Source organism: Candidatus Cardinium hertigii, assembly GCF_003176915.1.
GTDB classification, from domain to species: domain Bacteria; phylum Bacteroidota; class Bacteroidia; order Cytophagales; family Amoebophilaceae; genus Cardinium; species Cardinium hertigii_A.
This window is the reverse complement of sequence record NZ_CP029619.1, coordinates 349,539-363,629: the sequence shown is the minus strand read 5'-3', so window position 1 is coordinate 363,629 and position 14,091 is coordinate 349,539. Positions and strand designations below refer to the sequence as shown.

15 protein-coding genes are annotated in these 14,091 nt (G+C 35.6%); 5 read left to right on the top strand and 10 right to left on the bottom strand.

The genetic code is table 11. From position 1 onward, the window contains the following. Nucleotides 1-36: 36 nt before the first annotated feature. Both DK880_RS01365 and DK880_RS01360 read right to left on the bottom strand, forming a co-directional pair. Nucleotides 37-1,278: a hypothetical protein gene (locus DK880_RS01365; RefSeq protein WP_109997054.1), complete on the bottom strand. Its 1,242-nt coding sequence runs from the start codon at nt 1,276-1,278 to the stop codon at nt 37-39. A gap of 221 nt (nt 1,279-1,499) precedes the next feature. Beyond that, the gene (locus tag DK880_RS01360) at nt 1,500-1,751 is read right to left on the bottom strand and encodes a hypothetical protein (RefSeq protein WP_109997053.1); all 252 of its coding nucleotides are present in this window, start codon (nt 1,749-1,751) and stop codon (nt 1,500-1,502) included. A gap of 82 nt (nt 1,752-1,833) precedes the next feature. Between DK880_RS01360 and DK880_RS05675 the strand changes: the two genes are divergently transcribed. Then, entirely contained in the window at nt 1,834-2,070 is a 237-nt protein-coding gene (locus tag DK880_RS05675; RefSeq protein WP_109997694.1) for an ankyrin repeat domain-containing protein, read from the top strand. Nucleotides 2,071-2,138: 68 nt separating this feature from the next. On the opposite strand, the gene dnaX is transcribed toward DK880_RS05675, so the two are convergent. Then, nucleotides 2,139-3,734 carry a DNA polymerase III subunit gamma/tau gene (dnaX, locus tag DK880_RS01350; RefSeq protein WP_162534094.1) on the bottom strand — a complete coding sequence of 532 codons (1,596 nt, stop codon included), beginning with the start codon at nt 3,732-3,734 and terminating at the stop codon, nt 2,139-2,141. Nucleotides 3,735-3,743: 9 nt separating this feature from the next. Between dnaX and DK880_RS05115 the strand changes: the two genes are divergently transcribed. Continuing rightward, a complete protein-coding gene (locus tag DK880_RS05115) occupies nt 3,744-3,911 on the top strand; it encodes a hypothetical protein (protein ID WP_162534093.1) in 168 nt (55 codons plus the stop codon). A gap of 2 nt (nt 3,912-3,913) precedes the next feature. Next, nucleotides 3,914-4,300 (top strand): HD domain-containing protein, encoded by a 387-nt coding sequence (locus tag DK880_RS01345; RefSeq protein ID WP_162534092.1) that lies wholly within the window; start codon nt 3,914-3,916, stop codon nt 4,298-4,300. 509 nt (nt 4,301-4,809) lie between these two features. Here the strand turns inward: DK880_RS01345 and DK880_RS01340 are convergent. From DK880_RS01340 to DK880_RS01310, 7 genes are all read right to left on the bottom strand, one after another. After that, nucleotides 4,810-5,991 (bottom strand): MFS transporter, encoded by a 1,182-nt coding sequence (locus DK880_RS01340; protein ID WP_109997050.1) that lies wholly within the window; start codon nt 5,989-5,991, stop codon nt 4,810-4,812. Between the two features lie 15 nt (nt 5,992-6,006). Next, nucleotides 6,007-6,981: a JmjC domain-containing protein gene (locus tag DK880_RS01335; protein ID WP_109997049.1), complete on the bottom strand. Its 975-nt coding sequence runs from the start codon at nt 6,979-6,981 to the stop codon at nt 6,007-6,009. Nucleotides 6,982-7,044: 63 nt separating this feature from the next. Beyond that, the gene (locus tag DK880_RS01330) at nt 7,045-7,530 is read right to left on the bottom strand and encodes an asparagine synthase-related protein (protein WP_162534091.1); all 486 of its coding nucleotides are present in this window, start codon (nt 7,528-7,530) and stop codon (nt 7,045-7,047) included. A 16-nt stretch (nt 7,531-7,546) separates the two neighbouring features. Then, complete coding sequence (locus tag DK880_RS01325; protein WP_204082279.1) at nt 7,547-8,830, bottom strand: hypothetical protein; 1,284 nt, start codon at nt 8,828-8,830, stop codon at nt 7,547-7,549. Between the two features lie 111 nt (nt 8,831-8,941). Beyond that, a complete protein-coding gene (locus tag DK880_RS01320) occupies nt 8,942-9,643 on the bottom strand; it encodes a sodium:solute symporter family transporter (protein WP_204082278.1) in 702 nt (233 codons plus the stop codon). An 87-nt stretch (nt 9,644-9,730) separates the two neighbouring features. Continuing rightward, nucleotides 9,731-10,414: an SLC5/6 family protein gene (locus tag DK880_RS01315; RefSeq protein ID WP_109997045.1), complete on the bottom strand. Its 684-nt coding sequence runs from the start codon at nt 10,412-10,414 to the stop codon at nt 9,731-9,733. Nucleotides 10,415-10,742: 328 nt separating this feature from the next. Further along, on the bottom strand, nt 10,743-11,186 hold the full coding sequence (locus tag DK880_RS01310; protein WP_262494599.1) for an HD domain-containing protein: 444 nt from the start codon (nt 11,184-11,186) through the stop codon (nt 10,743-10,745). Nucleotides 11,187-11,494: 308 nt separating this feature from the next. Between DK880_RS01310 and DK880_RS01305 the strand changes: the two genes are divergently transcribed. Then, nucleotides 11,495-12,001 carry a hypothetical protein gene (locus tag DK880_RS01305; RefSeq protein ID WP_162534089.1) on the top strand — a complete coding sequence of 169 codons (507 nt, stop codon included), beginning with the start codon at nt 11,495-11,497 and terminating at the stop codon, nt 11,999-12,001. A 576-nt stretch (nt 12,002-12,577) separates the two neighbouring features. Beyond that, nucleotides 12,578-13,888, top strand: a complete 1,311-nt coding sequence (locus DK880_RS01300) for a hypothetical protein (RefSeq protein ID WP_109997042.1) — start codon at nt 12,578-12,580, stop codon at nt 13,886-13,888. The last annotated feature ends 203 nt before the right edge of the window (nt 13,889-14,091 follow it).

Below are 14,091 nucleotides of genomic sequence, written 5' to 3'. Positions count from 1 at the left end.
GCCCCTTCAGGTCCAATAGATTTATAAATTTTTACGTTATGCATCACGGGGAAAAATAGTTTCATACAAGGTAAAATAGGTTTTTCGAAAAGTACGATATCCCTCCATATAGGCCATTTCTTCTCTAGTAGCTAACGTTCCATTTTTAACTTTACGGGCAATTTCTTTGAGCCCTTCAGGTATAGTAGGCGCTGCAATAAATTTGTTCAATGCTACTTGTATGGCTGCTTCTTTATAATCTATAATAAAAAAAGGATATTTATAAAATGTAGGAAAATCACATACAAACAATTGAAATAAATGGTGTACCGAAATGTGTCCTTGTTTATACCATTCTATGACGTGTTCTATCATCCAAGCATAATAAAAGGAGGACTCATAGCTAGATGATACACCTAATTGAGACATCCCAAATATAGCCATAGATTTTTCTTCATCTGTATAGCCTTTATCCCGTAATATAGCTATTCCGTCTTGTGCACTTGAAAAAGGACCAAAATGGGCAGGATAATAATATTGAGGATGCTCTATAACTACTAAAAAGTAGGGATACGTCTCTAAACCCACTGGACTATCAGCTGTAATATGCCAATTTTGCCAATATTTTTTATCTCTTACTGCATCCGTAAGCATATCATAAAATGGAAAAGGAGCCACATAATAACCATGTGAAGCATCTTGATTATCACAAAACATTCGATGCCTATACCATGACTTCGGAAATTGATGATCTAATATAGATTTAATAGCATTATACAACGATGAACCTTTTGGAATGTTATTTTGAATACGTTCTAAGCAAACGCATTCTTCTTTCATCAACTTTTCTGGAGGATTTACAAAACGATAAGACAAATTAATAGCAAGCAGTAACTCTAAAAGAGATAAGCCAATCTCTTTTTTCTTATATAGCTGGTAATAGGTTTCCCAACATAAAAAGGAACCCAAACGTACAGTGGCATATATAGCAATTTTTTTTTGCTCCAAAGTATACCGCTTGTCTACCAGATAATCTAAAAAAGCTTGCTTATAATAAGCAGGGTGCTTATAAATTACTAAAAAATCTTTCGACCGGAATAATGCAGAAGGATTATGCATATAACCTACTCTGGCTTGTATAGCTTCAATTTTTTGAGGAAATGTTACCCAATTACCCCAATTACATCCATATTTTTTAATATCCGTAAACGGCTGGTAAGGCTTATAACCTGGATGACGATATAAATAAATAGCCCAAGAAGGCCAATCTACATACCCCCTGTCATGCGCATTATGCATCAGATATACTTTTGATTTTAATGGATAACATGGCATCAAAATCAAAAAAACAATTAGAGTAGCGCTTAAATACATGTACCAAGTATATAATTATTTCAATGTAACAAATGATTTTTATCATACCTATAATCCATAACTGCTGTCGCTGAATGGTTCCCTCTTTCCATAAGATTTAGTATACGTAAAAATACGTTCACTAAAGTCACTATTAATTATCACTGTCAATCAGTATCACAACGTTGTATGGTTCCCCCTTTAATATCTTGATCCATGTATATTTTATTAGTTCCTGCCGCCATAGTATAGGTACTATCTACAGCTATACCACAATGATTACCATCAGAAACTATATCCCCCTTCTGCTGAGTACTTGCCTTAGTCCAACCAGATACAGATCCCGTCCACATGTTAGCTGTAATAGGCCACTTTCCATCACTAGTTAACGGTGGCGTAATACCAACATTGTAGAGCATATGGTACAGTTTTTTTTTATAAAAAGCAAATTATTCCTATCAATTATGGGATATACTTTTTAACTAGGATGATTGATCGGTTATACATGCTACTTATGCACTTTCTCTCCCTTTTTTACCCTTAAAGAGAACATTTCATCCATATAAACTATCCAATAAACAGATTGAAAAGAAGAAGTACTCCATTCATCTATTAATAGATCCAATCATTGATTTAATTATTCAGAACAAAGCTGATGTAAACCAGCAAAATAAACGTGGCGAAACTGCTTTACATCTAGCGGCAAAAAAGGCCATAAAGACTGTATTACCACTTTAATTGAGATAAACACCAATATAAACCGGGGGCTACTTTACACATGCTTAAAACTTTTGCATGTGGTAGCATTAATAAGCAAGCTCTAACATCAATTTTTCTTGTAGTAAGGCTATAAAAGCATTTTTTTTACTTAAATAGCTTAATTTTTCTTGATCCGTATAAGGTCTTTTAGATGCAATTTCCTCTACTAAAATACCTTGAATGATTATATCAGAACAATGTAACGTCTTACGTAAGAAAGCTAAAAGATCCTCCTTGAGGTTTTGTAGCATAGCTTCTTGAACAGGATTGATCAATGTAATGGAAACTACCCTATCTTGTACTTTTATTGGCTGACTAATAAGTTGATAATCAGCTATCATTCCTTTCTTCTTAAGCTGTTCCTTGTAATAAGTCAACGCTGCTTCTACCTTTTGCTTCACTGGAGGAAATGCTACTTCCGCTTTTACAGTGGATGCTTGTTTAGCAGTAATTAATGCTTCTGTTTCGGTTAACGTTTTTTTTAGATCTGCTAAGGTAGGAAGCTGCTCTGTTACTGCTGCCTGTATAATTACCTTATTACCTGGTAAAGACCTGTTATTTTGGCTTTTAGGTTGAATGTGGCATGCAATACCATTATCTACTGAAGGTGGTTGTATACAAGTATTGGGTTTAGGTGGGGGTACTATTTTTTTTTTTATACTACCTGACTTATCGAGCACTACTGCTGCGTCAGTAGCTTCTACTACAGTTGCTAACTCAATAAGAAAAAGCTCTACGTGCAGTCTCTTATGCTGGCTGGCTTGGTAATTTAATATATATTGATTTAGACGTGCTAAAGCATCTAATAAAAAACGCATGCTGCATTTAACAGCATATTCAGCATATTGTGGCCTTATGGGGTCAGGAACTTCCAATAACGGAAGTGAAACTTGATCTTTACAGACCAGTAAATTACGCAAATGCTCCCCTAATCCTGCTAAAAAATGGCGCCCGTTAAATCCAGCACGTAAAATAGCATCATAAATGGAAAGCAACGCAGGAATATCTTGCTTTAAAAAAGATTCCGTACATCTAAAATAATAAGCATAGTCCAAATGTTGCAAATGAGCAGATGCTTCATTATACGTAATTGTCCCGCTTTGACCTATAGCAGTAGCTATTATATCAAACATGGAAAGCGCATCACGCATAGCACCTTCTGCTTTTTGTGCAATGAGTTGTAAGGCAGCTACTTCATAGGCAATAGATTCTTGCTTAGCTATTAATTTTAACTGATCAACAATATTATCTATTTTTATACTGTTAAAATTAAATATTTGACAGCGCGATAAAATAGTAGGAAGCACCTTATGCCGTTCTGTAGTAGCCAGTATAAATAAAACATAATTAGGGGGCTCTTCCAATGTTTTAAGAAAGGCATTAAAGGCTGCATTAGATAGCATATGCACCTCATCTATAATGTATATTTTGTATTTGCCCATCTGAGGAACATAACGTACTTGATCCACTAATGCTCGAATATCTTCTACAGCATTGTTAGAAGCCGCGTCTAATTCGTAGATATTCATAGGGCTACTATCGGCAAAGTTTATGCAATGCCTACAATGGTTACAGGGCTCTACTTCTTCTGTAATGTGTAAACAGTTGATAAGCAGGCTGAAACGGCTGATAGCATCGCACAAGAAAATGAATTGATTGCATTGCTTGCCAATAGCACTACTTTAACTAAAGAAAAAATTATTCCTGTCATTGCATTTATTAAAAATGCACATGGGCTGGTCATGCGCCAATCGGGGGAACCCTACTACACGCATCCTATAGCCGTAGCTAAACTAATTGCTAACAGTTACCACCTATAACATTGCTAGCTGGGCTATTGCACGATGTCGTAGAGGACACCCCTGTTACGCTTCATCAAGTAGAACTTATGCATGGGGCAGAAGTGGCTACACTGGTAGACCAAGTTACCCATTATAATACCAATGGGTACCCCTGGAAACTGGACAAAGAGGAAAAGAAAAATAGGCTGAACCAATGCGATGATGTACGGGCAGTGCAAATAAAATTGGCCGATAGGTTACATAATATGCGTACATTATCCATACATAAATGGAAAGATCAGCAACGCATCGCCCAAGAAACACTGCTGTTCTATGTCCCATGGGGTGAAAAACACAACATAACGAAGGAATGGATAACAGAAATGAAGCAGATATGTGAAAAAATTTTATCTAACACGCGCGGTTAGCAATAGACTCCTTACTTTTGTTAGGGAATAGAGCAAGGAGCATTAAAAGGACAAACTAGTTACCAATTTTGTATTTTCATAAACAGTAGCTGCCCTTTATGAGAAAAAGATAAGCTATGCTAAAAACATTTTTGAAGCAAAATTTTCTTATTGCTTACGATATTGGCAAGTTAAAAGTTAAGGAATAGTAGATTACAAGCACCTATTGGTGCATATGGCGTTTACATTTACAAGCATATCCCCGATTCCTAAAATAGCTTATCTACGCTTATAGAAAAATACCCTTATTATATAAATAATGTAGATCAGACTTTTTATTAATGGCAAATAGTTTTATGCGTTTGGGTAATTTTACGCAAGCCAAGGCAACTTTAGATGCTATGAAGCTCCCAATCAAAACATAAAGAGAGGCTCCTTATTTTAGGTTAGAAACAAAATAAAAACAACGAAAAGATTAAAGAAAGTAGGTAATATAACAGAAGGAGTTGAAGGACTTCTATCTTTTTGGATTAGAAAGTGTTTTTTAATCTGTATACCATATAATCTATTACATAGATGCATGCCGAAAATAAAAAAAGCAATATACTTATCGAAAATCCGACTTGTAAACCATAACCTGCTATAATGTAACCAAAGAGTGTGCCTGCTAAGATTTCTCCTGCAGATTCTACCAATACAAATAGAGAAAAAATCAATGCTTTATGTTGTGCATCATATATGGTCTCTGCTAATAAAGCTTTAACAATTGGGGAGCGGATGTCTTCTAAACCGAGCAGGATGGTTAAGCTAATGTAAACAACAGTGGATAATGTACTAAAAGCTAAGAGGTAACAGATTATAGCTCCTATTATATCTATACCTACTATGATCCAAAAGGGACGATAACGCAATATTTGCTTATAACGCGTAACCAATAACAGCATAAGCAACGCCAAAATCCCAGCACTTCCTGTTACATAACCTGTATAGGTCATTGCAAAGCCACGTTGCCGTAGATATAATTCATAATAACGCAATGCCATATCACATGCCATGGTTACAAAAAAAATAGAGCAGATGACCACTCTTAGTTTTCTTGTTTGATATACCATACAAACCCCTTCCAAAAGCGCTGTTGAAAAAGTTAATGCATGCGTGTAATTTTTACTGATACACACTACAGAACTGCTTAATAACGGTATAATAGCTTTCGCAAAATTAGCTAAACTTAACAGTAAACAGCAGTATAATGGGCTATACTGATAAAGCGGTATACTGAGAAACCCCGCTATAATGGAAGTGATCATCATAATAGAAGTATTACGCAATATGGTAGCTGTAACCGTTGATTTTGTAACACAATTTGTAATCCAGCTTTCCAAACTTCCACTCATACATGCTTCAGCTATGCCAAGTAAAGCAGTACAGCTGTAGTATACATATAAGGTATGGTCACCCAGGAAAAAAAGAAGCCATAATAAGCCACCAATAAGACCAGATAGCATTAAAGGCCCTCTAGGACCACAACAATCTGCCCATCTTCCTATTGGTATAGCTGTTATAAACTTAATTAATTCGAAACAAGTCCCTAATAGGCCAATATGTAGAGATGGGCAGTGGTGGTCATTTAAGAAAGTAAGCGATACAGGTATATAAAGGCCCAGGGATAATCCCCTAAAAAGTGCATAAATATGGAAAGCAGCGGGTAACATAAGCTATGTATTTGCCTAACTAAATTTTGTTTGCAAGCATTCTAACATAGCATGGAACGTTTTATTCCCTTGCTGATAAGCATCATGCTTAACACCTAGTTGCGCTATCAGGTCTGACAACTGTAAATCATTTTGAGCAGCTTCCAAGAGATTTGCGTAGCATTTATAATCTTCTTTATTGATTTTTAATGGAGTGTTTCTAGCTATTGTATAGGGGACCATTTTTTTTCTAAGTGCAGCTAAGAGCAAGTCTATAACTGAAGGGAGGCTAAAAGTAATGTTTAATGAAAAAGAACTATCGCTTGCTTCTGTTTGGTGCCATAAGCCTCTGGGAAGGTAAAGCATGGACCCTGCTTCTAGCTCTTCAATAATAAGATTATCTGTATCACCTAATGGTAGTTTTGTATCTTTTTTCCAATACATTTCTAATTCTGTAGGAAGATAAGGATATTCGTGAAAATCATAATGTTGTAAAGGTAAATCAGCATTTGTATTATACTGTAATATCCATTTTTTTTTGCCTATTATTTGAAAAATAAAATTATAATATGCGTCAAAATGCAGAGGGAATCCGCTAGCATTTGGGGAAGCATAGCATATAGCTTTCCCTAAAACTCCAGTAGGTAATTGTAAAAATGTTTGAAACTTTACTATAAACTTTTGTAACCCATTAAAAAATCTTTCTACGAAATCAAACTCTAACGTAGCACCTTGCTGATAATACGCCAAGGCCCTGTACATAGGAACAAAAAACCTATCCCTTAATCCTTCGGTTTCATCAATAGCGACTTTCCCCACAACCATAACTACTCCTTTATATAAGTTAAGTAATTCTGGTAAAGAAGTGAATAAATTGAAATCTGCTATTTCTGATGCAAAAGTTTCTTTTGGAAATTTTATATGTAAATGCTGATTGGATAATGTTGCATTACATACAATATGCTGTGCAATCTTTTCAAAATATTTGTCTATGGTTACAGTACGCATCATAAAATGAGTCAATATTATTGTTAATACTAAAGCTATTGTAATAAAATGTGGATTGCGGCATATTTATCCATGCATCATACGGTAATTGATTTTTTTGTAATTCCTTTTTAATCCACAGTGCATTTGCTCGAGTATACCAATATTAATCAATCGTAAAACCTTCTCCCAGCCTTTATAGGGCGGATGCATCATGAGCTGTTGAATAGCTTTTTTCAGATGCGCCTTATTTAACCAGCTATTGGCATGGCTATTAGGGTAAGCAAGATCTACGAGTGCAAAATTATGCATAGACATTAGACGTAGCATCATTTTAATGGTATTATTCTGGCCTTGCCCATAAAACAGAGCTACCTTAGGTCTATGTGCTACGGAATGACCTAATTCTTTTTTAAAAGCATTACGCAAAATGTATTTATTCCAGAATAGTTTAGCATGTAGTGATCGTGGTATACCTAAAATTACTTTTAATACCAAATCATTTAAGAATGGTACACGATTCTCCAATCCAACACAAGCAGCCAATCGATCCTCTTGCCATAAATTATACATCTGTAAATCGCGCAGCTTATTTTTGAGCAGGATCATATGTTTTAAAGCGCATAACCTTACGGCCATCCAGCGGGAATACGTAAAGGCAGCTGACCTTTGTTGGGCTTTCTATTATTTCTACATAGCCACCATGTGCTTCTACGATTTGTTTGCTTTCTAATTGATAAAATTGCGCTTCACCAGCAGGTAGGGCAGTGAAAGTTACCACTTGGGACACGCTATAGCTAGATTTTAGGTTTGGTAGGCTTGTATCCGTACTAAAACAGAAAGCCAACGCAGGTAAGGTCAAGGAAGGGAGATCAGCCGCAGTCTCTGTTGCTAGGCCGTATTGTAAGGTAGTAGCGGCAAGGGTTAAGGTTACGATATGATCGGTAGCATGTTGGCTCTTGCTGATTGCCCATAGGTTGAGCAGCAGCAAACAGTCTAATAATGCGGGATCGACTATTATTTCAGCTATGGGTGTTTGTTTACGTAAAAAGAGCGCTAGCGGCTCCCCTAAATCCAATATTTGCTGATTTACTTTTGAGATAGTTGATTCAAACGGAATAAGCTGAATAGATTTTTTATTGAGTTTTAGGCTGCGTTCTTCTTGGGCGCTCCATGCCAAACAATCGCTGAATTTGTGTAGTTTCTTGTTAAAGCGTATTATTTCATTTTCTACTATATGTGGATCATTCCTTGCAATAGGACACAAAATTTCTTGCAAGGTATCGCCCATTTCCCGTAAGAGATTACCTCCAGCAGTAGCATCCAATCTAGCCCAATGCGCTTGGCTATAAATGGCTTCTAGCGCAATGCGCTGTTCATAGGCACGGGTAATGTCCATGACCTTACTTTTAGAAACGGCTTTATCTCGTAGGTATTTATACTGGACAAAACCTACTACAGCAGCGGTTACTAGCATTACAGCTAATACAAGTTCTAGCACAGAAGCATGCTTAAGATTTCCCCAAAATAAATCAACAAAATTTACATAAGGAGGTAAAAATTTATGGATTAGTAAGGCACAAAATAATAGCATACTACTGCATTCCACGGATACTAATACAATAGATAGGCTTATGCTAGCTATAAGAAGCGCACAAACCATAGGGCTATAGTGTCCTAACTTAGCAAATTGAAGGGGCGCTATAAAAAGCAGAAGAAACAATAGCATAGGCCATAAATTATGCAGCAGCAGCGTTCCGCCTTTTTGATAGGCATGCAGGGCTGGGTAGAGCGCTATTATTGTTCCTAGTGTCATAATAGCCATATAACCATAAATATAGGGCCATAAATAACGATGCTCTATGGCGCACAATACAATTAATGTATTAACAATGGAATAGACCCCAAGCCATATAAAGGTATTTTCTTTCCGAGGGAAAATACTTTCCCAATAATCTTTATGAAAGTAATATTTCCATTTTTGTCACTGTGCTAATAGCCAACGTTTGACCATTTGATTCTGAAGCTTCCAGGGGCTATCGTCTGGAATACCCGTCCAGCCCGTATAGGGCCGTTTGGGAAATACATAATGGATGGCTATTAAAGTAAATGCACTATGCATAATGGATTGAAAAACGAGTTGTTGAGACCCTGTGTACCCTACATAAATACGATAGCTTGCTATAATGGTATGCAGGGCCATATTTAATAGTAGGACAATAGGACGTGGTCTAAAACCTATGCAAGCTATTATAGGGACTGCTACAACAGAAGTATATATACCAGCCATTTTATATAAAAATGGTGTTACTTGAGGTGTAGTATGTAATGCTACTACGATACTTAGGATGCCTATACTAGCAGCGGTTATGCGTATGATTACAAGGGAGGGCTTAGATTTCCTTATTACAGCATATATGTCATTAGAAAAGAGCACTGTAGCAGCATGTAAATTAGAGTCAGCAGTAGACATTAGCAGTGCTATAATGATTGTTATTAAGAGGCCACGAATACCAGGGAAATAGGTAAGTCCTATGATATAGTTCATTACGTTGCAATCTGGGTTAATAATAGGATGGCCTATATGTAAAGCTATTGCAAGACTTACGAAAGACAAGGTAAGTAGTATGCGAATGATAGCAGCCTTGTTAAAGACGCTTGCTGCTTGATATACTGAAGCAGCCATATAGAAACGTTGTATACGTGCAGGGTCAAAGGGGAAAATAGTACGGCAAAAAACATAAGTTAATGTGCCTTTTAGCATATCATTCCATTAGAAGACGCTATTAGGATTGAATGTAGGAAGTCGCATCAATTTTTGATAGCCTGATCCAAGATCTTCTGCATGATATAGAAATAGTGGAATGAGCATAGGGAAGCAAAGACCAAATAATAAAAACTGATATACATCTGTTATTGCTACTGACCTGCTCCCTCCTAAGGTAGTATAACCAATAAACAATAAAGATAACATTGTCAATGCCATAGTGGCATGATCTGATGCTATGGTAGAGGGTAGTAAGGAGGTAATAACAATTTGTCCAACTTTAACCTGAACCGTTAATAAAGATACCGTTATCATTATACCAAATATAGCAGTAACAACCCGTACAACAGCTCCATACATACTACCCATAGACTCTGCTATAGAAAAATGGTTTACAAATTCTTTCATCCTTAATAGAATAAACCTAGAAGCTATATAGAAGTTAATGGGGCTAGCTAAATCCATGATTAATGCGTGGAGGCCTGAACGGTAATAGCCTTCTGGTCTTGAACTTAGAATGCTCCCTCCATACGTAGTAGCTATCAAAGATAGTGTGATAACCATGGTAGACATCTTTTTATTCCCAACAGCATAATCTTGGAAAGTTTTAATGCCTCTGTCATAATATAGGCCAATGATAAGCGTGATGAGTAAGAACAAACCTATAATTAGGAGATCTATTTGAATCATAGCTGTTTTTATATTGCTTGGTTTTTAACCATATGTATTAGCTATAATGTAGTAATAATCTTAAAAGCTAGCAATAAGTATTCAACTTGGTCAGCATCATCCTTCCAAACTAGGAGCCGTTTTTGTACAGCAGCTTCAGCATCATAATGTTTAATTTTTTCCTAAAAGCGTGTAATATAATCTGGCTATCTAAACTACCTAAGCTAAAAAGTTTAATCTACGCAATAGCAATACTATACATGAACATCAACACGCAGTTAAAAACTTTACACAATCTTTTCAAATGATCAGTGGGATCTGTACAAGTGATCTTGTAAAGATAGACGCTTTATTTTAGAATTTTCTCACATATTTGCTGCATTTCTGTCAGCCATTGCTGAGGTACGTGGTGCTTTGTTCCCCACGGGATATAAAAAGCTAAGGTTTCCTGCGCTATACGCTGTTGATCGGATGGCTTACGAGCAAATAAGGTACGCATGTTATGCAATCGATCTGCTAGTTTAACCTGAATAACAAGTATATCTGAACAGGCATCAAGTATGTTTTGCGCTGCTGCATTATCCCATTTCCATGGATAGCCGTTGGTATTATAGTGGGTAATTTTATCTACGATAGAAGTTACCTCATTGCCATACATCAATTCTATCTGAGGTAGCGTAACAGACGTATCCTCTACGATATCATGCAACAAACCCGCTAGGATGGTGTCGGGATCTTGAGTAGCCTCTAACAGCAGTTTGGCCACTTCCATAGAATGGGTATAGTAATCTATAAGAGTGGAAAACAGGATAAGAAACCATAATAGTAACCATGGACATTACAAGCATATATCAATAGATGTAGGGAAGAGACAAGGCTTATGGTATAAGATAAAGTGATATAGATGCCTGAATCAATACATAAATACCAAATAACATAAAAATACTGATTTGCTTAGGGGAGATTATACATAATTTAATTGATAGCAATAAAATTTGTTTTTGATATAAAAAGTTATATTATTGAATTAAACTTAAGACCTAACCTAACCCTAATCATTCTAATTAGTTTTATTATTCAATATCTTTAAAATTAAAATACATGATAACAAAAACTAAAAATTTAGCAGTCTTAATATTATCATTGTCGCTAATAGGGTGTAATATAGACCGCTATAATATGGGGAAAAAGGATGATATAGCAAATCAAGCTAAATCTTATAAAGAATCCATTGATTGGGCTCAAAGTGTAAAGAAAGAATCCACAGATGGTAAGTTCACGTTTAAAGAAGGTGAACCAAAATGTAATTTGTTTGTTTATGATGTAATATATGAAGCTGTAGGCGGTGCTCCTCATAATGGTTATCATCCTCATACTGCTAAAAAGTGGGCAAGCTCTGATTGTATTAGGAATTGGCAATACATGGGTACTTCAGAAACATGGCAGGCAGGTGATGTTATTGCTAAAGAAATCAATTATACAAATGCTTCTGGCCATTGTGGAATTGCAGTTAGTAGTACAGAAGTGGTGGCTGCTGGTATTAGCAAGGTAAGTCAAGGTGTTCATGGTTTGAATGGTGCTACCGTGAGAAGGTATATAGGTGATTAAGTAAAACAATAAGGAAATTAATTTGAATGCAGTCCTTTTTGTATGTCTAACTTTGGATTAAATACAGCATAAACAATAAACAGAAGAACGTGATTATATAATTAGTCAAGCCTTCCCTTACTATAATAGATACATGTTTAATATTTAAAACATATAATTATAATTAAGCTTAGCCTACTGAGCTAAGACCGTTGCAATAGAAAGAATTTATTACAAATAAGTAGGTAAGGGCTTATCCAAGGGTTACAGAAAAACATAAATAATAATATTTCAGCAAGGAAATTGCACAAAAATGTCTGAATTAAAGTTGCGTTTTTATGATAAGAGCTTTACAATTTTCTGTTATAATGGCCTCGAACTTATTGCCAGCACATTTTTTTTTACACAAAGTTTTATCAAATAGACAAACAAGCTATTACTGTCTCCATTGAGGCTTTGGCTTATGATTTAAGCAATGTTATGCCATTACATGGCAGCAATAAGTGTATGCAAGAACAGGTTATTGTATGACCAATTTGCAACAGATATTATTGTATAGTGCTAAACGGACATTACTAATTGATGTCTTCTCTATTTATGGTAGTAAGTAAGTTCCCCTGTTTCTTCAAGCTATTTTTAGGTTTTTGCTTTGCGGCATTATATCCTTCAAGTTTTATTGTATATGCCCAACAAAATTCTTGGCCAAATTGTGCACATTATTTTATTTCATTTCCTCGTTACGAAAATCACAAAGAACCTACGGATCTTGTTCAAAACGGTTGTAAATGGGGCACATGGGTAACTTTTTCTAACAAAATTATAGCTATTGAATGGAAAGTAGGCGCATGGCAGAACCCTGAAGAATTATTCAGCTCTAAGGATTTTTTAGCGATATACAAACATCCATCTTATTACCAACGAGCTGTAATAGCGTATATAGCAGAAAGTTTCCCAACAGATAAACAGAAAAAAATTGCTATTTATGCGATGAGGTATACCAATGATTTTTATTTCTTTTTAAAAGAATGCTTTGATTTATATAAACATAAAAAACTTTCTAAATCACTTTTTGAAACCGTATTGCAGTTGAAGTTTCTGCATCCCATATATAATTACATAGTTTCAAAAGCTAATAGAGACGCTCATTTTCGTTCTTTATTACAACAAATCAGTAAAGAAGAAGCATTAGATGCATCTTTACGAAACACAATTACTCAGATGCTATCTGGTGATTTGATTAAAGCATCTCAAAAACATCCAAAGCATACCATTTTTGAAGCACACAGAGGTCCTTTTGACTTGAAGGTTATTTTTCAACAGATGGAAAAAGAATGTCAATCCTATGATATAGAAACACCTTACGATGTTAGTTATATTCCTTATTTTTTAATGATTTTAGACCACCCTTGTTACTATTTATATATAGGAAATGCTACTTTATTAGAGAGCCACGCGTGTCCATCCTCTGTGGAAAAGTATTGGGCTATTTTTGCTATGCGACAAATTGGACTTTCTAGTACGGAACAAGATATGAATAATAATACAGTACAAGTATATAATCTATATAGTGATTTAATTCGTTCAGCTTGCAGTGCCTATCGCTGTTGTCCCAAGCCTACCATTCCACTTTACTTAATGGAAGATTTACTACATGCTAGATGCCCTGGGTATATTTTTAAATATCCATTTTTTATACTGGATTATAAAAGCAAAGAGTTACAAGATGCTTTAGATGAATTTAGGTCAATTCCTGTTCTTCCTTGTGGGTTAAAGGAAATGGCTAAAAAGATTCAAGCAGGGAAGCTTGCTACCCCGAAAGAAATGGCCTATATGGAGGGATATAGAAAGTTTCGTGCAACACACTTTACCCTATATGAAACAGTTCTTCCTTGCGTAAGCCCTCAATAAGCAACACATTCCCTATGCGAAACCTTTATTTTAAACACAATTGATGCCATTGTGGATGAGTCGCTAGTATAATTTTTGCTGTGTTTTTACCGTTATTTTTTCATTGTACGTTTAATATTATTGAGATACAATCAAAGAGCTGGAACAAGGCCTGGCATGCTGTGCCAACCTGAGCAATATACTATTGTTGTATAACAAAATCA

What these genes read in the sequence shown, in the direction of transcription:
- DK880_RS01365 (WP_109997054.1), bottom strand. Translation starts at nt 1,278, where the DNA reads ATGCATAATGCGCATGACAGGGGGTATGTAGATTGGCCTTCTTGGGCT.
- DK880_RS01360 (WP_109997053.1), bottom strand. Translation starts at nt 1,751, where the DNA reads ATGCTCTACAATGTTGGTATTACGCCACCGTTAACTAGTGATGGAAAG.
- DK880_RS01340 (WP_109997050.1), bottom strand. Translation starts at nt 5,991, where the DNA reads ATGTTACCCGCTGCTTTCCATATTTATGCACTTTTTAGGGGATTATCC.
- DK880_RS01335 (WP_109997049.1), bottom strand. Translation starts at nt 6,981, where the DNA reads ATGATGCGTACTGTAACCATAGACAAATATTTTGAAAAGATTGCACAG.
- DK880_RS01330 (WP_162534091.1), bottom strand. Translation starts at nt 7,530, where the DNA reads ATGTATAATTTATGGCAAGAGGATCGATTGGCTGCTTGTGTTGGATTG.
- DK880_RS01320 (WP_204082278.1), bottom strand. Translation starts at nt 9,643, where the DNA reads ATGGCTGCTTCAGTATATCAAGCAGCAAGCGTCTTTAACAAGGCTGCT.
- DK880_RS01315 (WP_109997045.1), bottom strand. Translation starts at nt 10,414, where the DNA reads ATGATTCAAATAGATCTCCTAATTATAGGTTTGTTCTTACTCATCACG.
- DK880_RS01305 (WP_162534089.1), top strand. Translation starts at nt 11,495, where the DNA reads ATGATAACAAAAACTAAAAATTTAGCAGTCTTAATATTATCATTGTCG.
- DK880_RS01300 (WP_109997042.1), top strand. Translation starts at nt 12,578, where the DNA reads ATGGTAGTAAGTAAGTTCCCCTGTTTCTTCAAGCTATTTTTAGGTTTT.